The organism is Seohaeicola nanhaiensis (assembly GCF_042654245.1).
GTDB classification, from domain to species: Bacteria; Pseudomonadota; Alphaproteobacteria; order Rhodobacterales; family Rhodobacteraceae; genus Seohaeicola_A; species Seohaeicola_A nanhaiensis.
The window spans coordinates 347,636-370,990 of sequence record NZ_JBHSGI010000034.1 but is presented as its reverse complement, the minus strand read 5'-3'; the positions used below and the strand labels follow the sequence as shown (position 1 = coordinate 370,990).

The window sequence follows — 23,355 nt, the reverse complement described above, 5'->3', positions numbered from 1 at the left end:
CAGATGGACTAATCCCCAACGGAGTCATGGAGATAGAAGTTGCAGGATGTGGATCAGTTCTCGACCATGATCCTCAACTACGACCTGCTGGCGAAAAGATGGGTGCCCGACGGCAAGATCTATCCCTATGGCGAGGCGTTGGCCGGTATCCTGATGACGGCCGGGATCCTGCCGTGGAACTCGGCCCCGGTGGCACTCTTCATCGGGACGATCGGCGCGGTCAGCGTGTTCAAGGCGGTCTATATCGACAAGCGCGAGTTGACATGCGCCTGCGTAGGCGGGGGTTCGAATGTGCCGCTCGGGTTCATCTCGCTGACCGAGAACCTCTCGATGATGTTCATGGGGATTTGGATGGGCGTGCGGGCTTTCGCCGGATGAGCCGAAGGGGGATCGCCTGCCACGGTTGACCTTGCAACGCGCATCGCGTCATAGTCCGGTCATTCATCCGGAGGTCTCGTGCGGCATATCTTCGTCATCATCGCGCTGATCGTCACCGCCTGGGCGTTTCTGCCCGGAGCGGCGCAGGCGCATGACATGCCGCATGTTGACACAGGCGCCGCTGCGATGGAGAGCGACTGCGCCGACTGCCCGGGCATGGACGACTTGGGCGGGCACGCCCCGGGCGTCGACTGTCATAACTGGGCGGGTTGCGGTCCGGCGGTCCACGCCTTGACGACATCCCTGGCTTTCACTCTGGAACCGGCGACGTCCCGCAGCTTGCGTCCGCACGACACGATTGACCTTAAATCCGTCTGCCTCCCCCGAGACCTGCCGCCTCCACGATCCTGACGGCTTTGGAGCCGCGACTGCGACCCTGTTCGCAGTTCTTCGATTTGTTCGGCCTCCCCGGCCGAGCCCTTCAGGATCATGACCCATGAACAAGATCATTCCCGCCGCCTTGGCCGTCGTCGCCATCGCAGGCGGAGCCTACTACTTCACCCGGCCCGATGCCCCGGAGCCAAGCGCACCGCCAGCAAAAGGCGAACCGCTCGTCTCGATCACGGTGCCAGAAACTCTGTCGGCCGATGCCATTATGGGCCAGCGGGCCTTCGACGCGACCTGTGCTGCCTGCCATGGCACCAATGCAACCGGCAAGCAGGGCTTCGGCCCGCCGCTGGTCCACAAGATCTACGAACCGAACCATCACGCGGACATGGCCTTTCTGATGGCCGTCCAGAACGGTGTCCGGTCGCATCACTGGACCTTCGGCGACATGCCCGCCCAGTCTGGGCTGACCAAGGCCGATGTCGGCAATATCGTCGCCTATGTCCGCGAACTTCAGCGCGCCAATGGAATCGAGTGACATGACCCTTCGCATGACACGCCGCAGCTTCTGCGGCGCGGTGGCGGGAACGGCCGGCTTGCATGGGCCGCATGTCCGGCGCCATGATGCACGGCCGCTCCATGGGGTTTCGCGAGATGGCGGGGCAGGGCCAGTTCCGGGCTCTGTCCGGGCAGGTCGGCATGACCGACATGCCGCCGCTGGAGATCGCCTTTGTCGCCGACACCCCCGGCAAGTGGCTGTTCCACTGCCACATGCCCGGACATGCGTCGTCGGGCATGACCACATGGATCAACGTAAGCTAATCCCCTCAACAGGAGTGAAATAAAATGAAGAAATACATCGCCATTGCTGTGATCGCCACCGGCACGGCGGCCTTCGCACATAGCGGCGTGAAGGATCCCGATGTGATGAACCGCATGATGGGCATGTCGGAACTGGCCAAGCAGATGAAGGTCATCGGCAGCATGCACATGGGTCAGGCCTCGTTCGACGAGGCGGCGGTCAATGCTGCGCTCGAGAAGATAGCGGAGGAAGCCTCCTACATTCCCTCGCTCTTTGAGAAAAAAGCCCTCGATCCCAAATCCGAGGCGCTAGCGGTGATCTGGGACAACTTCGCGACCTTCACGGCCCGCGCCGAAGCGCTCCGGACCACGGCCGCAGGCCTTGCCGGGACGGTCGAAGGCTCAGGAGACCTGATGCAGGTCATGCACGAGATCGGCCGGGCCTGCGGTGCCTGCCATTCCGATTTCCGGGCCAAATGAGGCTGCGGGCTGCACTTTTGGCCTGCGTGGCGACGACTGCACAGGCCGATCACCGTTTCGAAGGCCGGGACCTCTCGGTCGGCGCCGCCCTTTATGCCGAGTCCTGTGCGTCGTGCCATGGCGCCAAGCTGGAAGGCCAGCCCGACTGGCGCGCGCCCGGGGAGGACGGCGTTCTACCCGCGCCCCCGCATGATGTGACGGGCCACACATGGCATCACGACACGCCGCTCCTCCTGGAATACACGCTGAAGGGTGGTCAGGCCGCGCTGGAGGCGCGTGGCGTCACAGGGTTCAAGAGCGGGATGCCAGCCTTCGAGGAGACGCTGACCGAAGACGAGGTGCTGGATATCCTCGCCTTCATCCGGTCGACCTGGCCCGAGCGGGCGCAGGAGGTGCAGAGCCAGCGGACGCATGCCGCCGACTGACAGCCTGACTGTGGGCGCCGGTCAGCTGGCCAGCAGCTTCTTCCGGGCGGCATAGTCCTCGGCGTCGATCTCGCCACGGGCGAAACGCATGTCGAGTTCTGCCAGCGCCCCGGGCGCCTTGCCGACCGGGGCGTGCCCATCCATGCGGCGGACGAACCAGACGATCCCGGCCACGACCAGGCCAAGGACGATCAGCCAGAGAACCGGTCCGAACATCATCCCGGGACCGTAGTTCATCATGTGATCATAGCCCTCCGGGTCTGCCAAAGCCGGCTGCGCGAGCAGGACAAGGGAAAGTGCGAGTCGTTTCATGTTACCCTCCTGGGGTGAGATATCGCGCCTTCATAGTCTGGCAGACTGCTGTGAATGTCCTTGATCCATCGCAACCGCAGGCGATCGTGACAGAAGAAGGGGCGCCCCTGTTTCCAGGAACGCCCCGTCACCGTCACATGGCTGGCCGGATGGATTACTCGGCGATGATCTCGGTCACGGTCAGCTTGCCCTTCACGCGGTCGGCCATGAATTCGACCTCCTGGCCTTCCGACAGGCCGTCCAGCATCGCGGGATCGGCGACCTCGAAGACCATGGTCATTGCTTCCATCTCCAGGTTGGCGAGCGGGCCATGGTCGATGGTCAGACGGTTCCACTGGGTGTCGATCTTGGTGATCTTGCCCATGCTCATCTTCATGTCGCCATGGCTGTTGGTGCCCTCCGCGACGGCGGTGGTGGCGAAGAGGGCGAAGGCAAGGGTCATCAGGGTTTTCATAGGGGTGTCCTTTCAAGACTTGAGGGGGGATGCGTCCGGACAGGCCGGCCGCCGGGGGAAATCACCCGCGACGCACATGGTCGCGGGGTGAGATGATGGTGTCGGGGCTGGTATTGCGGGCCTCTTCAGGAAGCTCGCCGGTCCATTCCCACGCTTCGGTGCCGGGCGGGTTCTCATACCAGCCGGGGTCGGAGTAATCGCCGGGCGCGATGCCCTCGCGCACCTTCACGACGCTGAACATGCCACCCATCTCGAGCGGCCCGTAGGGGCCCCAGCCGGTCATCATCGGGATCGTGTTTTCGGGCAGCTCCATCGACATTTCGCCCATGTCGGCCATCCCGGCGGTGCCCATGGGCATGTAGCCGCGCGTCTCCTTCCGGATCATGCCGGTCAGCTTGCGCTTGTCGGCCCCGATGAAGGTCGGCAGGTCGTGGCCCATGGCGTTCATCGTATGGTGAGACTTATGGCAGTGGATGGCCCAGTCGCCTTCGTGGATCGCGTCGAACTCGTAGGCGCGCATGGCGCCGACGGGGATGTCGATGCTGACCTCGGGCCAGCGGGCGCTCTCGGGCACCCAGCCGCCGTCGGTGCAGGTGACCTCGAAATCATAGCCATGCATGTGGATCGGATGGTTGGTCATGGTCAGGTTGCCGCAACGCACGCGGACCCGATCCCCCTTGTTGACGACCAGAGGGTCAATGTCCGGGAAGATCCGGCTGTTCCAGGTCCACATGTTGAAGTTCGTCATCTCGGCCACGCGCGGGATGTATGTGCCGGGATCGATGTCGTAAGCCGCGAGGAGGAAGGCGAAATCCCGGTCGACCGGCATGAAGGACGGATCGCGCGGGTGCACGATGAAGAGGCCCATCATCCCCATGGCCATCTGCACCATCTCGTCGGCGTGGGGGTGATACATGAAGGTGCCGGACTTGGTCAGGTCGAACTCGTAGACGAAGGTCTTGCCGGGCGGGATCGCCGGGTGCGACAGGCCGCCGACGCCGTCCATGCCCGAGGGCAGGATCAGCCCGTGCCAGTGGACCGAGGTATGCTCGGGCAGGCGGTTGGTGACATAGATGCGCACCCGCTCGCCCTCGACCGCCTCGATGGTCGGGCCGGTGGATTGGCCGTTGTAGCCCCAAAGCCGCGCCATCATGCCGTTGGCCATGATGCGTTCGACCGGCTCGGCAACGAGGTGGAACTCCTTCACATTGCCGTTCATGCGCCAGGGCAGCGACCAGCCGTTCAGCGTCACGACCGGGTTATAGTCGGGGCCGTTGGACGGGCGTGGCGGGACCTGCGTATTGGGGCTATCATTGCTCGCGGCCTCAGGAAGGTCCCGGAATCGGGTCTGCGCCTGCGCGGCAGACGCCATGGCAAGGCCGGCACCGCCGGCAAGAAGTTGTCTGCGGTTCATTCTGCACCTCCTGTCGCGCCACCCCAGATGGCTGCGGTCATTGCGGTTTCGGCACGCCAATAATCGGCCCTTGCCTTGGCATAGCTGAGTTCGGCTTCAAGGCCCTCGCGGGCGTCGGCGATCAGTTCGAAGGTCGAGGTGAGCATGCCGTTGTAGGACTTCAGCGCCTCTGCATCGATGATGCGGCGCAGCGGCAGCACCTCGTCCCGCCAGTGCCGGGCGATGTTATATTTGCCGGTGACGGCGGCATAGGCCGACCGCGCCTCGGACCGGGCGTTCACGGCCGACTGCGCCAGTTCGTTCGCCGCGCGCATGTAGGCCAGTTCGCCCCGGCGGCTGGTCAGCTTGCCGGTGTCGTAGAGCGGGATCTCGAAGCTCGCTTCCAGAACGCGCGAGGTCTCCGTCTCCCGTCCCGTTGGCGTGTCGGAGCGTTCGACTTCAGCGCCCGCGGTGATCTCGATATCCGAGAGCATCCGCGTCTGACCCTCCAGCCGGTATTCCTGCGCGATGGCCTCCAGCTCCAGCCTCCCGATGGCGAGGTCGGTGCGGTGCTCAAGCGCCAGCTTCTCGACATCCGACCGGCCGGGCCTGCGACCGGGCAGTCCCGGCAGCCGATCCGGCACATAGAAGTCGATATCTGCGCCCCAGAGCCCCATGAGCCGGGTCAGCCTCTCCTTCGCAAGCTGCGCCTCCAGCCGGGCATCGGCCCTTTCGGCGGCAAGTTCGGCGGTAAACACATGCTCCCGCGCCTGATCGGCCCGGTTCATCGCCCCGGTGCGCCCCAGTTCGGCGGCCAGTTCCGACGCCGCATCTGCTGTGCCCTGCGCCCGCCCGATCAGCGCGGCGGCCTCGAAGGCCGCGACCGCGTCGATCCACGCCTGGCGGGTCTCGGTCGCCAGAGCGATGGTCGCCCCGAGAGCAGCAAACTGCGCCTGCTGGAACTTTGTCTGCGCAATCGCCCGGCGGGGCTTCACGGTCGCCGCGTCGAGGATCGCGCCCGTCACCACAGCTTCCAGCGAGCGGGCCAGCCCCACGTCGCCGATCCCGGAGATGGTCACGCCGAAGGAGGGCACCGGACCCATGGCGACCTCCCAGAGGTCCGCCGCCGAGAGTCCCAGATCGGCATAGGCCGCCTGAAGTCCACGGTTGTTCATCAGCGCCACCTGCACGGCCGTGTCGGGCCCGATGGTTTTCCGGTGCACCAGCGCCCGGGCCCGCGCCTCGTTCGCGGCCACCTCGGCGGCCGACTGAGGCCAGACGCCCGACGCGCCGGTGGCCTGTTTTGACCCGCTCGCCACGAGGGAGAACCCCACGCCGGGGGCCGATGCCTGGCCGACCAGCCCGGCATCCGCACAGGCCGCAAGGGCCAGCGGCAGAAGTGCCACGCCCATCTTCAAGGTCCTCTTCATGACGACCCTCCCGGCGCCTGCGCGTCGTTCAGCTGGCGCCAATCGCCCGGCGCCTCGATGGCGCGTGAGGTATGCGTGACGGCTGGCCCGGCGGGGGCGGCGCGTGCGGTCATCGGATCGGCGGCCCGGATGAGCGGGGCAGCCAACGGGGGCTCGAACGGCTGTGAACAGCCCGCGAGCGCCAGCGGCACCGTGGCCGCCAAGAGAATCTTCATGATGGGTCTCCGGAAGGGATCGGCAGAGCAGGCGCCGGACAGCGCCCTACGACAGCGCGATCACGCTTTCGGAGGTCGTCGCAGCCCGTTCGGGTGCGTCAGTTCGGCCAGGTCGGCCGAAGACAGATCATGCGGCGCGCGTGATGCGATCTGGCCATTGCCCAGCACCACGGGCATCACCGTCAGCTCCGCAACGCAGGCATGATCGCAGCAGATCGGCGTCGAGTCCGTCGAGGCTTCACCCGAGGTCTCGACCACCTGCTTCATGCCGTGGTCCGCTGCATGGTGGGAATGGTCCATCGCGGCAGCCGGAGGCTGGTGCGCGGCAAGCTTCATGCTGACGCTTGCCTGCTGTTCGCACAGCATGGAGCCGGACATGGCCATGACGGCGACCGGGGCGGCCACCGTCATCAGCCCGGTCAGCGCCAGGAAGAGTGCGAGCAGGTATTTCGTCATCGTGATCGCATCATCTTGCAGCGCGGGCGTCGTGGCAAGTCACAAGCGCTTCAGCAACATGGGCATTGGTGCAAATCCGCCGCTGTCGTCCGACCCGCCGATTTATCGTGCGCTACGCACGACTTTGAGGGCCCTGAGATGCTGGTGCGCCATCTCGGCGCGGGTGGGATGCACAGTGAACACATCGTAACCGGGTTCGAGATTCACCTTGCATCCCAACAAGCAAAGCAGACGACCGGCTTCGGCCCGAATGCTGCGGCGCCGGTCACATTGATCGTCCACACCGTAGACCTCGATTAACGCAAATCCTGGGCCTGGCCAAATGGTGCGAGATACATGATCGACTGCGGAGGGGCGAAGCGTGCCGGAGGGTCGCCGTTCGGAGCATCGTGAGCAATCCGTCGGTGACAGCAAACGTTCTCGCCTCAATGAAGCCCGATGGGATGCGGACGGGTGTGTCGACCGCGCACGATGTCCTGAGCGACTTCGGTCCGGGTCTGATCGGGCAATGGCCTGACACTGGCGAAGTTGAAGTCGTTCATTTCTACCGCCGTTTCGGGCCGCACTTCACGGACACGAACGACCTGAGCCTGGCGACCTTTTTCAGGTGGGGAAACTTCACGATCCTTTTCGGTGGCGACCTCGAAACCGCAGGGTGGCGGATGATGTTGAGGAACCAGGATTTCCGTCATCTGCTGGTAGGCACACACGTGTTCGTGACTTCTCATCATGGGCGTGAGAATGGGAAATGCCCCGAGCTATTTCAGATCTTGCGCCCCGACATTGCTGTGATGTCCGATGACGGCATCCGATACGGCACGCAGCCGAAGTCTACACAGGGGTATCGGGACCGTGTAAACGGAATACCGGTTTTCGGCACGGAAAATGCTTTCGGTGTCCGAGATCTGCGGCATGTCTACACGACACGGAGTGTTGGAACGATTTCCATCACAGTAGGCGTGTGGGGAAACTATGTCGTGACGCCTTCGAAAGACCGCACGAAGCTGCGCATCGGCGATCTGCTGACAGCGTAGAGTTTTTCGATGAGAGTGATCCGTTCTGATACAGCCTATCAGTCTCAAATCTCTTTACATGGAACATGATGCGTCGTCGGCAATAGGCTGACGGGCAATGGAGGAATGCTTCTCGAGAAAAGGTTGACGAGCCACTCGTAATCAGGACCGTAGTTAAAACGATTGCGGTCAGTAGGCCTAACGGCGGGTAGCTTGGGGTCTTTAGCCGGTGAAGAGGGGGGGGTAGGAGGAAAACATGGGTTCCAGATGCATGTTACAGGGCGTTTTCGGCGTCGCCTTCGCGATGGCAAGTGTCGCCAACGCAGAGCCAATCCAGGATACAATGCGCCGTCTCGAGGCTCTAAAGGACAGCGATCCAGACCTATATTACCTCATTCGTATGCTATCCCGGAAGCCAGTTGTCGAAGGAGGCTTTGACTATGAGTTCGACCCAGGTCAGCTGGACTGCGACGAAAACTACGACGGTGGTTTCCGTTCCTGCCAACTGGATGTGGAAATCGAGGGAACATCTTACGCCGACAGCGAGGATGATCGTAGCGCGTCTCTCGAATTTACTTGTGAGATGTCGCTCACGACTACCGACGCTAATGGTTTCCGGAAGTATGAGACAGTAAGTGAAGACGCCGAGCTTGATTTCTGGGGATCGGGAACGGACCGCGAGACCGTGACGCTTTCAGTCGATTTCTATTCCTACAGTCAGGTGATGCGGGTCAGCGTCGACAGCCTGGACTGTGAGCTCAACGGCATCGACTGAAACGCGACTTTCGGGGCGAGTAGCAGAAGCATCTGAAACGATTGCCGCGTGGGTCGAACATTTTCTCGACGAAAAATGTGTAGCAAAATGTGGAGCAAAAATTCGCCCCAAGAATGGGCGTTGCCCTTAAAGTCTTAGCTTTTCAGGATGTTGCCATCACCCGCAGGGGGGCAAGTGGCGGAGAGACAGGCCGCCACGATGCTTTTTTTTCCTCTTTCAATCATATGCATAAGCCTTCCCTGATGGGAGGAAAATAAGGCGATATCCCACTTCTCAAGCTACAAGCTTGTGCAATCCGATGCATCCCGTTATATTTCCTATGTGGGGTGGGATGTAGGATAATTAGATGCCCAAGGTTGCCGCCGAACTTAGCGCTCTTGATGTGAAACGGCTGGCCCATCCGGGCGGAAAGCGGAACGTCCTCTATTCGGTCGGTGGAGTTCCTGGCCTTCACCTGCAGGTTACCTCCGGCGGCGGGCGGTCTTGGGTCTTGCGCGCTAAGGTGGGCAGCCTGCGACGCGATATTGGGTTGGGGAGCTTTCCCGGCGTGACCCTCTCACAGGCCCGAGACAAGGCCCGTGATGCCCGCGCCAAAATCGAACGCGGGATCGATCCAGTGGAGCAACGCAAGGCTGTAAAGGCCGCGCTTATTGCCGCCCAGCGCCGGGGACTGACTTTCGACAAGGCGGCCGAGAAGTGCCTTGTGGCCAAATTGGAAGCCTTCAAGAATGCAAAGCACCGCCAGCAGTGGGAAAACACTCTCGCGACTTACGCCAGCCCCGAATTGGGAAAGATGCTGGTGCAGGATATAACCACGCAAGACGTGCTACGCGTGCTCCACCCCCTTTGGTTGGAGAAGACCGAAACCGCCTCACGTCTGCGTGGGCGGATCGAGGCGGTTCTAAGCTGGGCCACCGTGGCGGGCCACCGTGTGGGCGACAACCCGGCGCGCTGGGCTGGCAATCTTAAGGAACTACTGCCTGCACCTTCCAAAGTGGCGACGGAAGGCAATCACCCCGCTATCTCCTTGGACGATGCAAAGCGTTGGTTCGTGGCGTTGCAGAACCGGGATGGATTCGGGGCGCGGGCCTTGGAGTTTCTGGCCCTGACTGCTACCCGGTCGCAGGAGGTGCGCGGTGCTGAGTGGGATGAAATCGACTTGGACAAGGCGTTGTGGGTTATTCCCGCCGCGCGGATGAAGATGGGCAAAGAACATCGCGTGCCGTTGCCCTCCGGAGCCAAAGCGCTTTTGGAGGCGCTACCCCGTTTTGAAGACAATCCACTGGTGTTTCCGGCGCCACGTGGAGGAAAACTGTCCGACATGACCCTTTCCGCTACTATGAAGCGCATGCACGAGGGCGAAGTCGCCGAGGGTAGATCGGGTTTTGTGGACCGGACGTCAAAGCGAACTGCCGTTCCCCACGGCTTGCGCAGCACATTTCGCGACTGGGTAGCCGAACGCACTACCTTCCCCGGCGACATGGCCGAGGTTGCCTTAGCACACCGCATTAGCAATGCGGTAGAGGCCAGTTACCGGCGCGGCGACATGATCGAAAAACGGCGCAGCATGATGACGGCTTGGGAACAGTTTCTTAATCATTCGTTGGTTCCTGGTGACGCGTCTCAAAATAAGTCAGTCTCCAAGTGAAGTTGAGAGAGGAATCTTTCAAGCGGATTGTTTACTTCGATTCGCATGCCTTCCATTTAAGCGCAATGGAGCGATTAAAAGCGTTAAATGAGATCGCTTTGTTTCGCTCGTACTCGCCTCATAGTGCAAGCCTTAGTTACGCTGACGAGGTTGAATCTTTAATTCGCTACGTTGACCGAATTGAAACAGAGGCCCAGGAACTCGGCGTAGAGGGGGCACAGCTTGCCGAGACGATGGTCAGGGCGTTCCTTTCCTTTTATCGGAGTAACCTTGAACCAACAACGCAAGCGCATATTCGAGGAAAATACAAAGCTGCACCAGTCGATTTTTCGGTTTATAGGGAAGCGGCGAAATTTGATCCGATTGCATTCGACGTTACCTGCGATATTGCAAGCATGTACATTAGGCAATCGTCGGAAATCCGTCCGGATGTCATAGCGTTTGTGGTGGACCTGCTTCGACGCGACATTCAGCGACCAAAGGAGAAACGTGGCGTGTCCTCAACAATGAACTATCGAAGGGACAAATTGATTGTAGATGCTCTTGAGGTGGGCCGAGCGCTCGGCCTGATGCCGACCCGCAACGATGCGACTTTGGAACAATCTGGTTGTGACGTCGTCGCCGGGTTTCTTCGCGAAATGGGGATGCAACCGGCTACGTTTTCCAGCGTGAAGCGAGTTTGGTTGACCCGTGGTGACAAGAAAACACCATTTTAGATGACCATGCGGTAAGGTTCAGGGCCAGATAAGAAGCATTCAGTCGCAACAAGTTGGATGTGATCGAATGCATGAAACCTACCTTTCTGATCGTCAGATCGGCGAGCGCTTCGGCGTTCATCATCTAACGCCGCGTCGATGGGTCCGCGAAGACCCGTCCTTTCCACGCCCCGTTAAGCTCTCACCTGGCTGCTCAAGGTGGAAACTATCTGAAATCGAAGCTTGGGAAGCTGAAAAAGCCAGCAATCGGCCCGTGGCATGATTGGTTGGCCGTCACCGGGTGCGGCGGCGCTCTATGGCTAAGCGTCCCAATTCCCGCGTCATTCGCGCCGCACGCACATACACGATTGACGAAGCCGCGACGGCGCTGGGTGTATCGACCGGCACCGTGCGAAGCTGGGTCAAGGCGGGCCTGCCCCTTATGAAGTCGCAACGGCCGTTCCTGATCCTGGGCGACACCCTGCGCAGCTTCCTTCAGGACAGGGCAGCAGGTGCCAAGGTCACGCTGCAGCCCGATCAGCTCTATTGCCTGACCTGCAAGGCTGCCCGCACACCTATGGGCCACATGGTCGATTGCATCCCTCAGACGGACAAAACCGCGCGCTTGTTGGGCCTGTGTGACGTCTGCGGCGGCACCTGCAACCGCATGATCGGCAACGCGCAGATTGAGCAAATCGTCCGGATTTTCAGCGTCGCCATGAAGGACGGTTCGACAGCTTAAAGGATACCGACAAACCCCTCTGAAACTGTCACTTCACAAAGGCAAGAACATGGCCCGGAAGTTCAACGAAGATAATGAACGAATCAAGCGCCGCTACATGCATTTTTTGCGCGAAGCCAAGGGCTGCGACATGGCCACGGTGGACAAGGCCGCCGAGGCTATCGTGCGCTTTGAACGCAGCACCGGGTTCAAGCCCTTCAAACGCTTCCATATCGATCAGGCCATCAGCTTCAAACAAAAATTGACGACTGAAAAGAATGCGCGCACGGGAGCGCCCCTTGCAAAGGCTACTATCGACAGCACCTTGCGTGCTATCAAAGCCTTCTTCCTTTGGGTGGCGGGTCAACCTGGTTACAAGTCGCGCATCGCCTACGCCGACGCCCAATACTTCAACCTGAACGCCAAGGACGCTCGCGTCGCCCATGCTCAGCGCGACACGCCCTTTCCGACACCAGAACAATGCCGCCATGCGTTTGGCCAGATGCCCGCCACCACACCCTTGCAGCGCCGTGACAAAGCCCTGTTCGCCTTCCTCATGCTGACCGGCGCGCGGGATGGCGCGGTTGCGTCCCTGCGCCTCAAGCACATCAATGTTGTAGAGGGCTGCGTATATCAGGACGGGCGCGACGTGAACACGAAGTTCGCCAAAACCTTCACTACGTGGTTCTTCCCGGTCGATGCTGCTTATCTCGATACGCTCCGGGACTGGGTGGGCTTCTTGCGTCATGATCAGCTGTTTGGTTCCGGCGACGCCCTGTTTCCTAAGCCGCTAATGGGACTGCGCGACGGCGAATTCGCATGTCTGGGCCTGTCCCGAGGCAACTATGGCAACGCGGGCAAAATCCGTGCCGTGATTAAGGACGCCTTCATCGGCGCGGGCCTGCCGTCCTTTGGCCCTCACAGCTTCCGCAAGACGTTGGGCGTTCTGGCGAATGATCACTGCAAAACGCCGGAACAGTTCAAGGCTTGGTCGCTCAATCTGGGGCACGAGAACATCGCCACCACTCTCAGCGCCTATTGCCCGGTATCCCCGCAACGGCAGGGGCAGCTGATCCGCGGCATGGCTTAAAGTTAACTCATCAACCGCCATCCCATCGCCAGCTCTGGCATTACCTCAGCAATCCCCTATAAATCTCAAAGGTTTCGAGCTTAGGGAGGCGTCGACGTGGCGGGCAAGGAGGCGGCAGCCAGAATCAAGATCAATCGCCTTCTCGATGAAGCCGGTTGGCGCTTTTTCGATGATTCGAGCGGCCCCGCCAATATAGTTCTCGAACCCAACGTCAAGATTTCGCAGCCTAATCTCGACGCGCTTGGCGCGGACCTTGAAGAGACCAAGAACGGGTTTGTTGATTTCCTACTGCTTGATGGTAGTGGCAAGCCGTTTGTCGTTCTAGAAGCTAAGTCAGAAGATAAGAACCCGCTGTCGGCTAAAGAGCAAGCGCGCAAGTATGCCCGATCACAGAACGCGCGTTTCGTGATACTAAGCAATGGAAACATCCACTATCTTTGGGATCTCGAGCAGGGAAACCCAGTGGTCATTTCTAAGTTCCCCAGTCCTAAGGAAATTGGGAACCACTATGCCTTCGCGCCTGATGCACAGCGGCTTTCGGGTGAACAGGTAGGTCTTGACTATATCGCTCTAACGCAAATGCCTTCCTACACTGAGGAAGCTGGATGGAAGGTCGAAGCAGAGCGCACCTTATTCATCGAAAGGAACAAGCTTCGATTCCTTCGGCGTTATCAACAACGTGCAATTGAGCGGGTTCAAGAAGACGCCCTGAAAGGATCGACACGTTTTTTGTTCGAAATGGCAACAGGAACGGGAAAGACGCTAACTTCGGCGGCGCTCATTAAGCTATTTCTCAAGACTGGAAACGCAAAGCGAGTTCTGTTCCTCGTGGACCGTCTCGAATTGGAGATTCAAGCCGACAAAGCATTCAAGGCTTATCTAAAGAACGATTTTACCTCGGTAGTCTACAAGGAGCAGAAGGACGATTGGCGCAAGGCGGATATTCTCGTTACCACTGTCCAGTCGCTGCTGTTCAGTGACAAGTATCGCCGATTGTTTGCGCCGACCGACTTTGATCTGGTCATTTCAGACGAGGCGCATCGATCAATTGGCGGGAACGCCAGAGCTGTCTTCGAGTATTTCATCGGATACAAACTTGGCCTGACCGCGACACCAAAGGATTATCTCAAGCAATCCAGCAGCCGTTCAATAGAGCGTGATCCTCGCGAAACAGAGCGACGGATGTTGCTGGACACTTACAAGACCTTCGGTTGTGCAGCAGGCGAGCCCACCTATCGCTATTCGCTTATCGATGGAGTGCGGGATGGGTTCTTGATCAACCCTTATGTCGTGGATGCCCGGACGGCCGTGACGACACAACTTCTGTCAGATCAGGGCTTCGTGGTCACCACGACTGATGCCGATGGAAACGAGCTTGAAGAAGCCTTCGCTGGGCGTGACTTCGAAAAGAAGTTCTTTGCCGAACACACGAACCGGGCCTTTTGCAAGACTCTCTTGCAGCATGGGCTTCGCGATCCGATCTCGGGCGAGTTCGGTAAGACCATCGCCTTCGCCGTGAGTCAGAACCACGCGGCCAAGATCGTGCAAATCCTGAACGAGATGGCTGATCAGCTTTGGCCGTGTCGCTACAAATCAGACTTTGCTCTGCAGGTGACAAGCCATGTCACCGACGCACAGAAGATGACCGTGAACTTCGCCAACAACAACCTCGCCGGGCACAGCGGATTTGTTGAGAACTACCGCACTAGCAAGGCGCGGGTCTGCGTAACCGTGGGTATGATGACCACCGGCTATGACGCGCCGGACATTCTAAACCTTGCCATGATGCGGCCGATCTTCTCGCCCTCCGATTTCGTGCAGATCAAAGGACGGGGAACCCGCAAGCATAATTTCGCGGAAGAAATGTTCGATCCGGCTCAGAAGGCCGCGCTTGGCGAGGTGAAGAAGACGGCCTTCCGCCTCTTCGACTTTTTCGCCAACTGCGAATTTTTCGAAGAGACCTTCGACTACGACGAGGAAATCAGCCTGCCCACACCGCCCTCCATGCCCTTGTCCACGGGCGGCGACGGCGGGGATGGACCAACAACCGTCACGGGCGGGATCGGCACCTATGAGCACTTCGACCCCGACGATGTGGTTAGCCAGGTTGAGACCCAGATCGGCGCGGACGGCATGCGGATTGACCGCGAACTTTTCCGCAAGTTCGAGGATGCCGCCCGCTCTGACACAACTCTGGCCGATCTGGTCGCCGCCCAGAACTGGGAGGCCGCGACCCGCCACGTCATCGAAGAAATCTTCAACAAGCCGAACGAGTTTTACACCCTCGATAAGCTGCGCCGCGCTGCGGGAGTGGATCGCCGCATCTCGGTGCGTGAGCTGATCGAAAAGGCCTTCGGCTTCATCCCTGGCTTCAAGAGCAAGGCGGAACTGATCGAGGACGAGTTCCAGAAGTTCCTTGCCGACCAGCAGCCCGAAGAGGCCGACCGCATCCGCGAAATGCGCTATTTCTTCGAGGCTTACATCCGCGATGCCCATGTCCGCGCCAAGATCGATGCTGGCCATTTCGCCGATCTGAACGTAAACCCCACCTTCACCACGCGCGACCTTAAGGACGTCCCGGCTACGTGGCGCAAGCGCATCCCCGAATACATCAAGGACTACGTGTCCCTGAACCCGTTCCTTTGAAAGAGCTGCCATGCTTGACACCGATACCAAGCGCCGCATCGACACCTGCCGCGACATCCTTGTGGGCAAGGTCCCCGATCCGAAGAGTCAGGTCGAACAGATCACCATCGCCCTGATTTACAAGTTCATGGACGACATGGACGCCGACGCAATTGAAATGGACGGCAAGCCCACGTTTTTCACCAAGGACTTCGAGCGTTACCGCTGGGCAAAATTGGTCGCCCCAGGAGTGTCAGGCCAAGACATGCTGAACACCTATTCGGAAGCCCTTACCAACATGGTTCAGAACGAGGGGCTTCCCAAGCTATTCCGCGACATATTCCGCAACGCCTATCTGCCTTATCGCGACCCAGAGACGCTGCGCGCTTTCCTGCGGGAGATCGACACCTTCACATATGACCACAGCGAGAAGTTGGGCGATGCTTTCGAATACCTGCTTTCTGTGCTGGGTAGCCAAGGCGATGCGGGCCAATTTCGTACGCCCCGCCACATCATCGACTTCATTGTCGAAATCATCGACCCGCAGAAGACCGAGGTCATCATGGACCCGGCCTGTGGCACGGCGGGCTTCCTGATCTCGGCTTACAAGCACATCCTGAAACAGAACTCGACCGGGGTGGTGAACGGCAATGGCGCAGGTGCTGAGGGCGACGCCACCGATCAGGCGCTGGAAAGCCCGATGCGCTATCCGGGTGACCTGTTGCAGCCCGAAGACCGCGCCCGCCTTGCCCGCAACATCAAGGGCTATGACATCTCGCCCGACATGGTGCGCCTGTCGCTGGTGAACCTCTACCTGCACGGCTTTGCCGACCCGAAGGTCGAGGAATACGACACGCTGACTTCCGAGGACAAATGGACCGAGACGGCCGATGTCATCCTCGCCAACCCGCCCTTCATGTCGCCCAAAGGGGGGATCAAGCCGCACACCCGCTTTCAGGTGCACTCGAAGCGCAGCGAAGTGCTGTTTGTCGATTACATCGCCGAGCACCTGACGCCGAACGGTCGCGCCGCTATCGTCGTGCCCGAGGGCATCATCTTTCAAAGCCAAAGCGCCTATGTGGCCCTGCGCAAGATGCTGGTGGAAAACCACCTTGCCGCCGTCATCTCGCTGCCCGCAGGCGTGTTCAACCCCTATTCGGGTGTTAAGACCTCGATCCTGATCCTCGACCGCGCCGTGGCCAAAGCCAGCAAGCACGTTGCCTTCTTCAAGATCGAGAATGACGGCTTCGCCCTTGGCGCACAGCGCAAGGCAGTTAAAGGTTCGCAACTGGCGCAGGTGAAGGCCGAGCTTGAGGTTTGGTTGCATGCCGCACGGGCAGGCGGTGGTGAGGGGCTGGAAAGCAGCCTTGGCAGCGCGGTGGAGCGAGAACGGCTGGCGGAGGGTGGGGACTATAACCTGAGCGGAGAGCGATACACAGAGAAGGATGCTCGGCAGTCGCTATTTCCAATTGTCAGCTTGGGCGAAATCGCGGAGGTCGTTTCCGGTCAATCTCCCGATGGCGAAACCGTCAACGACAGCGGTCAAGGCGTTCCGTTTCACCAAGGCAAGACCGATTTCGGCGACCGTTGGATACTGCCTCCGCGAAAATGGACAACGGCACCGACGAAGTTTGCCGAACCGAACGACATCTTAATGTCAGTTCGTGCACCAGTTGGCCCAGTTAATTTGACTTCTTATCGGATGTGTGTGGGGCGCGGCCTTGCCGCTATTCGACCAAGCGAGCGTGTCGATGGAAACTACCTTTTTGCAATCCTCAGGTCTGCCGAGGCTACAATTGTCGGGCAAAGCGGTGCTGCGTTCGCCGCCATCAACCGAAAAGATGTCGAAGCTATCCCCATCCCCCTCCCGCCGCTTGAGGTGCAGCGCGAGATTGTGGCTGAGGTCGAGGGCTATCAGCGCGTCATCGACGGTGCCCGCGCGGTCCTTGACAACTACCGTCCCCACATCCCGGCTGATCCTGAGTGGCCAATAATGAGGCTTGCGGAAGCCCCTCTGGAAATCATCGACGGTGACCGGGGCGCTAACTATCCCTCAAAAGAGGATTTCACTCCAACAGGGCACTGCCTCTTCTTAAGCACCGCAAACGTCCGACCCGATGGATTTCTGTTCGAACGTCTTGAGTTCATTTCTGAAGGCAAAGACGCAGCGCTTCGAAAAGGAAAATTGGTTCGAGGCGATGTCGTCCTGACGACAAGGGGAACAATCGGAAACACAGGTATCTATGATGGTTCAGTGCCCTATGAAAACGTTCGCATTAATTCTGGAATGCTGATTTTTCGTCCCGATCGGGACAAGCTGGAAAGCGGCTATCTGTTTGCATTTTTCCAATCTGAGAACTTTGTGATGCAGCGGGAATCGGTGGCGTCCGGTTCTGCTCAGCCTCAGCTTCCGATACGAAGCCTAAACACCATCAGCATTCCGATCCCGCCTGTTGAGACACAACAGGCGATCGTCGCAGAAATCGAAACCGAGCAGGCCCTCGTCAACGGCAACCGCGACCTGATCGCCCGCTTCGAAAGAAAGATCGACGCTGCCATCGCCCGCGTCTGGGGCGAGGCGAAGGCCGAGGGCGAAGCCTGATGGACGAGGCGCTGGAACTGGGCACCTACCTGCCGCAGTCCTTTGCGAGTGCGGACGAACAGAGGTACCTTGATTTCCTCTGGTCAGCTTTTCAGACAAACTACGAGGCCGAACGCTACGAGTTCGCCAGCCTTGCCTTCCACCTGCTTTATATGAGCTTCGTCAGCTTCTCGATCTGGCAGATCAGGCTGGCCAAACCCGAGCAATTCGCCATGGCCATGGTCGGTTTCCGTTCGGACGAAGAGGGCAGCTTGATGGACTGCGAAAGCCCCTTCAAGTTCTACGACCGGCTCAAAGAGAGCCAGATTTTCCGGTTCCTGAAACTGATCGGCTGCACCAACCAGCAGGTCGGCGAGTTCGCCAAATTCGTTAAGCGCCGCAACAAGATTGCCCACCCTACAGGAACGGTGTTCTTCAACGACCGGCCCGCCATCGACGCCGAAATCGCCGACATGATGAAAGAAGTTCGCAACATCGAGGCACACATGCAGCCGATTATCTTCGAACTCTATCGCCGCTTCCTGACTGAAAGGGCCGACGACGAACTCTGGCAGTTCTCAGCGCCTGGCGACGAGGTGACGGCGAACCTCCTGCACGCCAATTACATGTCGGCTGCCGACCTCGCATTCTGCCGGACGTTTGACATTGCCAGTCTACAAGCTGAACCGGGGCACGTCGCGAAGCAGACCCTCCACCAAGCCCTCATTGCCCTCTATCCACCTGAAGAAGCTGAGGCGGCAGCATGACATCACTTTTCGCAATCGCTGAAAGACGATGACATGAAGCATTGCTGGGACATCCAGAAGATCATGGCCGAGATAGACCAGATCATGCAAACGAACGCAATGGAACTTGCCACATGACACTATACACCAAGCCCAAGCGCATCTGGCTGAGGCAACACCCCGTTCTGTCGGAAAACTGGGTGCAGGACATCATCGCCGCTGACCCATCGGTGTTGGGCCTTGGCGACCTGGTCCTGCGCGATCGGGAACGTATCCACCCCCGCGCAGGGCGCCTGGACTTGCTGTTGCAAGACCCGGAAACCTACAAACGATACGAGGTCGAGTTGCAGCTTGGTGCGACAGACGAAAACCATATTATCCGAACAATCGAATATTGGGACATCGAGCGCAAACGTTACCCCCAATACGAACACTGTGCAGTGATCGTAGCGGAAGACATCACAAGCCGCTTTCTGAATGTGATTTCGCTGTTCAACGGTGCTCTGCCGATCATAGCCATTCAATTGCAGGCCTATGAAGTCAGCGGGCACACGACCCTAGTCTTCACAAAAGTTCTTGATCAGGTTGAGCGTGGTCTTGTCGACGAAGACGAAGACGCCATCAGCGCACCCACTGACCGTTCCTATTGGGAGAACCAGAAGGCGACACCAAAGACTTTGGCCCTGATGGAAAAGGTGTTCGATCTGGTCAAGGAAGCCGATCCCGAGGTCGAGCTGAAATACAACAAGTTCTATGTCGGGCTGATCAAGCAGGGCCGCGCCCAGAACTATGTGACGTTTCGGCCAAACAGAACTTCCATGACACTGGAGCCCAAGCTACCCCGAACCGATGAAACGGATGCAATGCTTGAGGCCGCTGGTCTTGAAACGCTCGAATATGCGACGCGTTGGAATCACTACCGCATTCGCGTGACGGAAAAAGATATCAAAACACACACTGACCTTTTCAGACAGTTAATCGACGAAGCCCGTGACAGGCGCGAAGGCTGATGCCACGCAGTTTCAAGACGCAACTCGCCGGGCAGATCGGCGAAGGCCTTGTGGTGGCCGAGCTGGGACGGCGGGGCATTGTCGCCACGTCTTTCACCGGCAACGTGCCTGACATCGACATTCTTGCCTATCGCGACGGACGCACCATCGCGCTCCAGGTCAAGGCTCTGCGCTCCGGTTCGGTCAGTTTCGATGCGAGACGATTCATGCAGATCGACTTTGACGGGGACCGGCAAATCGTGACCGAGCAAGCCGCAAAACAGGGTGAAGGCCTGATCTATGTCTTCGTCGGCATTGGGGATGTACTGGGCTACGATGAGTTCTACCTGATCCAGGACCACCAGCTGCGGGAGTTGATCCATGACGGCCACATTTCATGGCTGGCAAAGCATGGGGGGATCAGACCACGCAATCCGCAATCTACCCATATCGGCCTATCGCTTGCGAAGTTGGAAGCGTATCGCGACAACTGGGCCTTGGTCGAAAATGCCTTAACGGAGCCTCAGACTTAGGCCGCGGCATCGGTCGAACACCGCTGCAGTATCTGAGAAAGACCTTCCGCCCCGCGTTGACTTCGAAGGTCAAAGGTCGGCCCCAATCAAGCGATTTTTCTTTGTGGGGTTCAATGATGGGTAAGTCGAAAAATACCCAATAAAATGCATAGATTTCAGGGGATAGTGGCGGAGAGACAGGGATTCGAACCCTGGGAAGGCTTGCACCTTCAACGGTTTTCGAGACCGCCCCGTTCGACCACTCCGGCACCTCTCCGCGGTCTGGGGTGTGCGTTTAGCCGGGATTGGGGGGGCTGGCAAGGGGCGTTTCGGGCAGGTTGTCGCGTGCCGCTTTTTTGACGTTGCCGTGACGGGCAAAAAGCTTAGATTCAGGCCATGAGACAGCTGTCCGCCTTGCCCCGCCCGTCCGTCTTCCTGCCGCTTCTGCTGGTGGTCGCCCTGACCCTGGCCTGGCCGTTCCGCATGGCCGAGGCCGCGGATCGGGCGCGAATCGAGGCCTTTCTGAACGTGACCGGCTTCGATGTGGCGCTGGACAGTATCGCCGAGTCGGCCGAGAGCGCGCCGCGGATGCTCGGGTTCGAGGCGCAGGACTTCGGCATCGAGTGGACGCGGATGGCGGGCAAGGTGTTCGACACCAAGGTCATGCGGGCGATGGCGCTGGATATCCTGGAGCAGACGCTGGACGATTCGATGCTGAACGTCGCGGTGGATTTCTACGCCAGCGATCTGGGCCAGCGGCTGGTTGCGGTAGAGAACGAGTCGCATGGCACGGATGACGAGATGAAGCGCACCGAGGGGGCGCGTCTTGTGGCCGAGATGGTCAAGTCGGGCGATCCGCGGCTGGAGCTTTACAAGCGGATGGGCGCCGCGATCGGCGGGGCCGAGGCGGGCCTGCGGGCCTATCAGGAGATTCAGGTGCGCTTTCTGCTGGCGGCAAGCGCGGCGGGGGTGATCGACCTGAAGGTGGATATCGACGAATTGCGGGCGATGATGAAGACGCGCGAGGGCGAGGTGCTGCGCGCGATCCGCGAATCCTCGCTGGCGGCCTCGGCCTATACCTATCGCGATTTCTCGGTCGAGGAACTGACCGACTACACCGAGGCGCTGGAAGGGCCGGAGATGCGCAAGGTCTATGAGCTGCTGAACGCGGTGCAGTTCGAGATCACCGCGAACCGGTTCGAGGAACTGGCGCGACAAATGGCCGACCTGCAACCGCAGCAGTCGCTCTGATCATGACGGGCTTTACGCGGCGCGCAGTGCTGGGAGTGGTTGCGGCGCTGGGTCTGGCCCTGCCGGCGGCGGCGGCGGACGAGGTGGCCCGGCTGGCCCGGGCGCTGATGTTCCCCGAGGTGGTCGACACGCTGCGGGTCGAGGGGCTGGCCTATGGCGAAGACATCGACACCGACATGCTGGGCGGCGCGGGCGGCGCGCATTTCGCGGCGCAGGTGTCGGAGATCTATGACACCGGCCGCATTCTGGCGACGATGGAAACCAAGCTGGGCGAGGGGCTGACGGCTGAGGAGATGGATGCCTGCCTGGACTTCCTCGAATCCCCCGTCGGGCAGCGCATCCTGCGTCTGGAGGTCACCGCGCGCGATGCGATGACGGACACGGAGGTGGCCGATTTCGCCAAGGAGTCCTATGCGAAAGCCGAGGCGGAGGGGCTGCCACGGCTGCAATTGATCGCGCGGTTCATCGAGGTCAATGCGCTGATCGACCATAACGTCGCGGGGGCGCTAAGCTCGAACTATCGCTTTTTCCGGGGGCTGAGCGATGCCAGTTCGGAGAAGATGAGCGAAGGTGAGATCATGGACCGGGTCTGGGAGCAGGAAGCGGAGGTGCGCCGGGACACGGTCGACTGGATGAACGGGTTCCTGTTCATGGCCTATGGGCCGCTGAGCGACGAGGAGATGCGCGCCTATGTCGATTTCTCGGAGACACCGGCGGGGCAGAGCCTGAACAAGGCGCTGTTTGCCGGGTTCGACTCGGCCTTTGACCGGATTTATTACGAGCTGGGGCAGGCGGCGGGCCGCGTTCTGAACTCGCGCGATATCTGACGCGCCGCGCGATCATTGCGGTTGACAGTCGGGGGCGAAATGCGGATAAGCGCGGCGCCCGGCCGAACTCTCGCGCCGGGCTTTGTTCTCATTCCGCCCGCAAGGGGCGCGCTGTTCACGGGTGGCCCAAGGGCTGCGAACGCCCCGCCAAGGGGGACCCCAGGACGCGGCAACGATAAGGAAGACGCCATGTTCGCGGTCATCAAGACCGGCGGCAAGCAATACAAGGTTCAGTCCGGGGATATGCTCCGTGTCGAGAAACTTGCAGCTGATGCCGGCGAAACCGTCCAGTTCAACGAAGTCCTCATGCTCGGCGGCGACAGCCTTGTCGTCGGCGCCCCGATGATCGCGGGTGCGGGCGTGCAGGCCGAGGTCGTCGACCTCGTGAAGGCCGACAAGGTCATCCACTACGTCAAGCGCCGCCGCAAGCACAGCTCGCAGCGCACCAAGGGCCACCGGCAGAAGCTGTCGCTGATCCGCGTGACCGAGATCCTGTCGTCGGGCGCAGACAAGTCGGGCGTCAAGGCCGCCGTGGGCGCCGGTTCGGTGAGCGTTTCCGCCGCCGCCGCTGCTCCGAAGGCCGAGAAGAAGCCGGCCAAGGCCGCGCAGAAAGCCGCCGCAGCCGGTGGCGACGACCTGAAGAAACTGTCGGGCGTCGGCCCGGCGCTGGCAAAGAAGCTGAACGAAGCTGGCGTGACCACCTTCGCGCAGATCGCGGCATGGACGGAAGCGGACGTTGCTGCTATGGACGAGAAACTGTCGTTCAAGGGCCGGATCGAGCGTGAAGGCTGGATCGAACAGGCCAAGGAACTGGCTAAAGGTTAAGGAGAGACTAGCATGGCACATAAAAAAGCAGGCGGCTCCTCCCGCAACGGCCGCGACTCCGCGGGCCGACGCCTTGGCGTGAAACTCTACGGCGGCCAGACGGCCATCCCCGGCAATATCATCGTGCGTCAGCGCGGCACCAAGTATTGGCCGGGCAATGGCGTCGATATCGGCAAGGATCACACGATCTTCGCCGTGACCGAGGGCGCCGTGACCTTCCACAAGGGCCTCAAGGGCCGCACCTTTATTTCGGTTCTCCCAGTGGCGGAGGCCGCTGAGTAAGCCGAAACCGCAACGGGTTTGAAAATCCAGGGGATCGGCGATAA

At 60.0% G+C, this 23,355-nt stretch carries 27 protein-coding genes, 1 tRNA gene and 1 pseudogene; 22 read left to right on the top strand and 7 right to left on the bottom strand.

From position 1 onward, the window contains the following. Window positions 1–36 precede the first annotated feature (36 nt). The 6 genes and pseudogenes from ACFO5X_RS25820 to ACFO5X_RS25795 form a co-directional block, all read left to right on the top strand. Window positions 37–378 (top strand): annotated as a pseudogene (locus ACFO5X_RS25820) (MauE/DoxX family redox-associated membrane protein); the annotation flags it as partial. Window positions 379–456: 78 nt separating this feature from the next. Further along, on the top strand, window positions 457–789 hold the full coding sequence (locus ACFO5X_RS25815) for a hypothetical protein (protein ID WP_380723112.1): 333 nt from the start codon (window positions 457–459) through the stop codon (window positions 787–789). 85 nt (window positions 790–874) lie between these two features. Then, window positions 875–1,303 carry a c-type cytochrome gene (locus ACFO5X_RS25810; RefSeq protein WP_380723109.1) on the top strand — a complete coding sequence of 143 codons (429 nt, stop codon included), beginning with the start codon at window positions 875–877 and terminating at the stop codon, window positions 1,301–1,303. Window positions 1,304–1,365: 62 nt separating this feature from the next. Then, window positions 1,366–1,587, top strand: coding sequence for a multicopper oxidase domain-containing protein (locus ACFO5X_RS25805; RefSeq protein ID WP_380723107.1), 222 nt, complete (start codon window positions 1,366–1,368; stop codon window positions 1,585–1,587). Window positions 1,588–1,611: 24 nt separating this feature from the next. Further along, window positions 1,612–2,046, top strand: a complete 435-nt coding sequence (locus tag ACFO5X_RS25800; RefSeq protein ID WP_380723105.1) for a c-type cytochrome — start codon at window positions 1,612–1,614, stop codon at window positions 2,044–2,046. After that, window positions 2,043–2,471 (top strand): c-type cytochrome, encoded by a 429-nt coding sequence (locus ACFO5X_RS25795; RefSeq protein WP_380723103.1) that lies wholly within the window; start codon window positions 2,043–2,045, stop codon window positions 2,469–2,471. The genes ACFO5X_RS25800 and ACFO5X_RS25795 overlap by 4 nt, the downstream gene beginning before the upstream one ends. 21 nt (window positions 2,472–2,492) lie before the next feature. Here ACFO5X_RS25795 and ACFO5X_RS25790 read toward each other — a convergent pair whose 3' ends face one another. The 6 genes from ACFO5X_RS25790 to ACFO5X_RS25765 all read right to left on the bottom strand — a co-directional run bounded on the left by ACFO5X_RS25790 (window position 2,493) and on the right by ACFO5X_RS25765 (window position 6,731). Next, on the bottom strand, window positions 2,493–2,783 hold the full coding sequence (locus tag ACFO5X_RS25790; RefSeq protein ID WP_380723101.1) for an SHOCT domain-containing protein: 291 nt from the start codon (window positions 2,781–2,783) through the stop codon (window positions 2,493–2,495). A gap of 154 nt (window positions 2,784–2,937) precedes the next feature. Next, complete coding sequence (locus ACFO5X_RS25785; protein ID WP_380723099.1) at window positions 2,938–3,237, bottom strand: copper-binding protein; 300 nt, start codon at window positions 3,235–3,237, stop codon at window positions 2,938–2,940. Window positions 3,238–3,298: 61 nt separating this feature from the next. Further along, a complete protein-coding gene (locus tag ACFO5X_RS25780; protein WP_380723097.1) occupies window positions 3,299–4,651 on the bottom strand; it encodes a multicopper oxidase family protein in 1,353 nt (450 codons plus the stop codon). Next, window positions 4,648–6,060 carry a TolC family protein gene (locus ACFO5X_RS25775; protein WP_380723095.1) on the bottom strand — a complete coding sequence of 471 codons (1,413 nt, stop codon included), beginning with the start codon at window positions 6,058–6,060 and terminating at the stop codon, window positions 4,648–4,650. Before ACFO5X_RS25775 ends, ACFO5X_RS25780 begins: the two co-directional genes overlap by 4 nt. Further along, window positions 6,057–6,275 (bottom strand): hypothetical protein, encoded by a 219-nt coding sequence (locus ACFO5X_RS25770; RefSeq protein WP_380723093.1) that lies wholly within the window; start codon window positions 6,273–6,275, stop codon window positions 6,057–6,059. Before ACFO5X_RS25770 ends, ACFO5X_RS25775 begins: the two co-directional genes overlap by 4 nt. A 60-nt stretch (window positions 6,276–6,335) precedes the next feature. Beyond that, window positions 6,336–6,731 carry a hypothetical protein gene (locus ACFO5X_RS25765; protein WP_380723091.1) on the bottom strand — a complete coding sequence of 132 codons (396 nt, stop codon included), beginning with the start codon at window positions 6,729–6,731 and terminating at the stop codon, window positions 6,336–6,338. 138 nt (window positions 6,732–6,869) lie between these two features. On the opposite strand from ACFO5X_RS25765, the gene ACFO5X_RS25760 reads away from it, so the two are divergent. The 12 genes from ACFO5X_RS25760 to ACFO5X_RS25705 all read left to right on the top strand — a co-directional run bounded on the left by ACFO5X_RS25760 (window position 6,870) and on the right by ACFO5X_RS25705 (window position 20,147). Next, entirely contained in the window at window positions 6,870–7,031 is a 162-nt protein-coding gene (locus ACFO5X_RS25760; protein WP_380723089.1) for a hypothetical protein, read from the top strand. Between the two features lie 89 nt (window positions 7,032–7,120). Continuing rightward, a complete protein-coding gene (locus ACFO5X_RS25755) occupies window positions 7,121–7,765 on the top strand; it encodes a ComEC/Rec2 family competence protein (protein ID WP_380723087.1) in 645 nt (214 codons plus the stop codon). A gap of 235 nt (window positions 7,766–8,000) precedes the next feature. Beyond that, window positions 8,001–8,519, top strand: coding sequence for a hypothetical protein (locus tag ACFO5X_RS25750; RefSeq protein ID WP_380723085.1), 519 nt, complete (start codon window positions 8,001–8,003; stop codon window positions 8,517–8,519). A 346-nt stretch (window positions 8,520–8,865) separates the two neighbouring features. Further along, window positions 8,866–10,167 (top strand): tyrosine-type recombinase/integrase, encoded by a 1,302-nt coding sequence (locus ACFO5X_RS25745; protein WP_380723083.1) that lies wholly within the window; start codon window positions 8,866–8,868, stop codon window positions 10,165–10,167. Further along, window positions 10,164–10,883 carry a hypothetical protein gene (locus ACFO5X_RS25740; RefSeq protein WP_380723081.1) on the top strand — a complete coding sequence of 240 codons (720 nt, stop codon included), beginning with the start codon at window positions 10,164–10,166 and terminating at the stop codon, window positions 10,881–10,883. The genes ACFO5X_RS25745 and ACFO5X_RS25740 overlap by 4 nt, the downstream gene beginning before the upstream one ends. Before the next feature lie 295 nt (window positions 10,884–11,178). Beyond that, window positions 11,179–11,604 carry a helix-turn-helix domain-containing protein gene (locus ACFO5X_RS25735; RefSeq protein ID WP_380723079.1) on the top strand — a complete coding sequence of 142 codons (426 nt, stop codon included), beginning with the start codon at window positions 11,179–11,181 and terminating at the stop codon, window positions 11,602–11,604. Between the two features lie 49 nt (window positions 11,605–11,653). After that, on the top strand, window positions 11,654–12,673 hold the full coding sequence (locus tag ACFO5X_RS25730) for a tyrosine-type recombinase/integrase (protein ID WP_380723077.1): 1,020 nt from the start codon (window positions 11,654–11,656) through the stop codon (window positions 12,671–12,673). Window positions 12,674–12,769: 96 nt separating this feature from the next. Next, window positions 12,770–15,319 (top strand): DEAD/DEAH box helicase family protein, encoded by a 2,550-nt coding sequence (locus ACFO5X_RS25725; protein WP_380723075.1) that lies wholly within the window; start codon window positions 12,770–12,772, stop codon window positions 15,317–15,319. A 10-nt stretch (window positions 15,320–15,329) separates the two neighbouring features. Beyond that, window positions 15,330–17,900, top strand: a complete 2,571-nt coding sequence (locus ACFO5X_RS25720; RefSeq protein ID WP_380723073.1) for an N-6 DNA methylase — start codon at window positions 15,330–15,332, stop codon at window positions 17,898–17,900. After that, a complete protein-coding gene (locus ACFO5X_RS25715; protein WP_380723071.1) occupies window positions 17,900–18,646 on the top strand; it encodes a hypothetical protein in 747 nt (248 codons plus the stop codon). The genes ACFO5X_RS25720 and ACFO5X_RS25715 overlap by 1 nt, the downstream gene beginning before the upstream one ends. Before the next feature lie 113 nt (window positions 18,647–18,759). Continuing rightward, window positions 18,760–19,635: a hypothetical protein gene (locus tag ACFO5X_RS25710; protein ID WP_380723069.1), complete on the top strand. Its 876-nt coding sequence runs from the start codon at window positions 18,760–18,762 to the stop codon at window positions 19,633–19,635. Beyond that, window positions 19,635–20,147 (top strand): PDDEXK-like family protein, encoded by a 513-nt coding sequence (locus ACFO5X_RS25705; RefSeq protein WP_380723067.1) that lies wholly within the window; start codon window positions 19,635–19,637, stop codon window positions 20,145–20,147. The genes ACFO5X_RS25710 and ACFO5X_RS25705 overlap by 1 nt, the downstream gene beginning before the upstream one ends. 166 nt (window positions 20,148–20,313) lie before the next feature. On the opposite strand, the gene ACFO5X_RS25700 is transcribed toward ACFO5X_RS25705, so the two are convergent. After that, window positions 20,314–20,403 (bottom strand) — tRNA-Ser (locus ACFO5X_RS25700). 119 nt (window positions 20,404–20,522) lie between these two features. Between ACFO5X_RS25700 and ACFO5X_RS25695 the strand changes: the two genes are divergently transcribed. From ACFO5X_RS25695 to rpmA, 4 genes are all read left to right on the top strand, one after another. After that, on the top strand, window positions 20,523–21,377 hold the full coding sequence (locus ACFO5X_RS25695) for a DUF2059 domain-containing protein (protein WP_380723066.1): 855 nt from the start codon (window positions 20,523–20,525) through the stop codon (window positions 21,375–21,377). Window positions 21,378–21,379: 2 nt separating this feature from the next. Further along, window positions 21,380–22,204 carry a DUF2059 domain-containing protein gene (locus tag ACFO5X_RS25690; RefSeq protein ID WP_380723064.1) on the top strand — a complete coding sequence of 275 codons (825 nt, stop codon included), beginning with the start codon at window positions 21,380–21,382 and terminating at the stop codon, window positions 22,202–22,204. Window positions 22,205–22,393: 189 nt separating this feature from the next. After that, window positions 22,394–23,029, top strand: a complete 636-nt coding sequence (locus tag ACFO5X_RS25685; protein WP_380723062.1) for a 50S ribosomal protein L21 — start codon at window positions 22,394–22,396, stop codon at window positions 23,027–23,029. A gap of 12 nt (window positions 23,030–23,041) precedes the next feature. Beyond that, window positions 23,042–23,311 carry a 50S ribosomal protein L27 gene (gene rpmA, locus ACFO5X_RS25680; protein WP_380723060.1) on the top strand — a complete coding sequence of 90 codons (270 nt, stop codon included), beginning with the start codon at window positions 23,042–23,044 and terminating at the stop codon, window positions 23,309–23,311. Window positions 23,312–23,355 lie beyond the last annotated feature (44 nt).

Bases quoted from the DNA above. Each gene is read 5' to 3' on its own strand.
- ACFO5X_RS25810 (WP_380723109.1), top strand. From the start codon at position 875: ATGAACAAGATCATTCCCGCCGCCTTGGCCGTCGTCGCCATCGCAGGC.
- ACFO5X_RS25805 (WP_380723107.1), top strand. From the start codon at position 1,366: ATGGGCCGCATGTCCGGCGCCATGATGCACGGCCGCTCCATGGGGTTT.
- ACFO5X_RS25800 (WP_380723105.1), top strand. From the start codon at position 1,612: ATGAAGAAATACATCGCCATTGCTGTGATCGCCACCGGCACGGCGGCC.
- ACFO5X_RS25795 (WP_380723103.1), top strand. From the start codon at position 2,043: ATGAGGCTGCGGGCTGCACTTTTGGCCTGCGTGGCGACGACTGCACAG.
- ACFO5X_RS25790 (WP_380723101.1), bottom strand. From the start codon at position 2,783: ATGAAACGACTCGCACTTTCCCTTGTCCTGCTCGCGCAGCCGGCTTTG.
- ACFO5X_RS25785 (WP_380723099.1), bottom strand. From the start codon at position 3,237: ATGAAAACCCTGATGACCCTTGCCTTCGCCCTCTTCGCCACCACCGCC.
- ACFO5X_RS25780 (WP_380723097.1), bottom strand. From the start codon at position 4,651: ATGAACCGCAGACAACTTCTTGCCGGCGGTGCCGGCCTTGCCATGGCG.
- ACFO5X_RS25775 (WP_380723095.1), bottom strand. From the start codon at position 6,060: ATGAAGAGGACCTTGAAGATGGGCGTGGCACTTCTGCCGCTGGCCCTT.
- ACFO5X_RS25770 (WP_380723093.1), bottom strand. From the start codon at position 6,275: ATGAAGATTCTCTTGGCGGCCACGGTGCCGCTGGCGCTCGCGGGCTGT.
- ACFO5X_RS25765 (WP_380723091.1), bottom strand. From the start codon at position 6,731: ATGACGAAATACCTGCTCGCACTCTTCCTGGCGCTGACCGGGCTGATG.
- ACFO5X_RS25760 (WP_380723089.1), top strand. From the start codon at position 6,870: ATGCTGGTGCGCCATCTCGGCGCGGGTGGGATGCACAGTGAACACATC.
- ACFO5X_RS25750 (WP_380723085.1), top strand. From the start codon at position 8,001: ATGGGTTCCAGATGCATGTTACAGGGCGTTTTCGGCGTCGCCTTCGCG.
- ACFO5X_RS25745 (WP_380723083.1), top strand. From the start codon at position 8,866: ATGCCCAAGGTTGCCGCCGAACTTAGCGCTCTTGATGTGAAACGGCTG.
- ACFO5X_RS25735 (WP_380723079.1), top strand. From the start codon at position 11,179: ATGGCTAAGCGTCCCAATTCCCGCGTCATTCGCGCCGCACGCACATAC.
- ACFO5X_RS25730 (WP_380723077.1), top strand. From the start codon at position 11,654: ATGGCCCGGAAGTTCAACGAAGATAATGAACGAATCAAGCGCCGCTAC.
- ACFO5X_RS25720 (WP_380723073.1), top strand. From the start codon at position 15,330: ATGCTTGACACCGATACCAAGCGCCGCATCGACACCTGCCGCGACATC.
- ACFO5X_RS25715 (WP_380723071.1), top strand. From the start codon at position 17,900: ATGGACGAGGCGCTGGAACTGGGCACCTACCTGCCGCAGTCCTTTGCG.
- ACFO5X_RS25710 (WP_380723069.1), top strand. From the start codon at position 18,760: ATGACACTATACACCAAGCCCAAGCGCATCTGGCTGAGGCAACACCCC.
- ACFO5X_RS25705 (WP_380723067.1), top strand. From the start codon at position 19,635: ATGCCACGCAGTTTCAAGACGCAACTCGCCGGGCAGATCGGCGAAGGC.
- ACFO5X_RS25695 (WP_380723066.1), top strand. From the start codon at position 20,523: ATGAGACAGCTGTCCGCCTTGCCCCGCCCGTCCGTCTTCCTGCCGCTT.
- ACFO5X_RS25690 (WP_380723064.1), top strand. From the start codon at position 21,380: ATGACGGGCTTTACGCGGCGCGCAGTGCTGGGAGTGGTTGCGGCGCTG.
- ACFO5X_RS25685 (WP_380723062.1), top strand. From the start codon at position 22,394: ATGTTCGCGGTCATCAAGACCGGCGGCAAGCAATACAAGGTTCAGTCC.
- rpmA (WP_380723060.1), top strand. From the start codon at position 23,042: ATGGCACATAAAAAAGCAGGCGGCTCCTCCCGCAACGGCCGCGACTCC.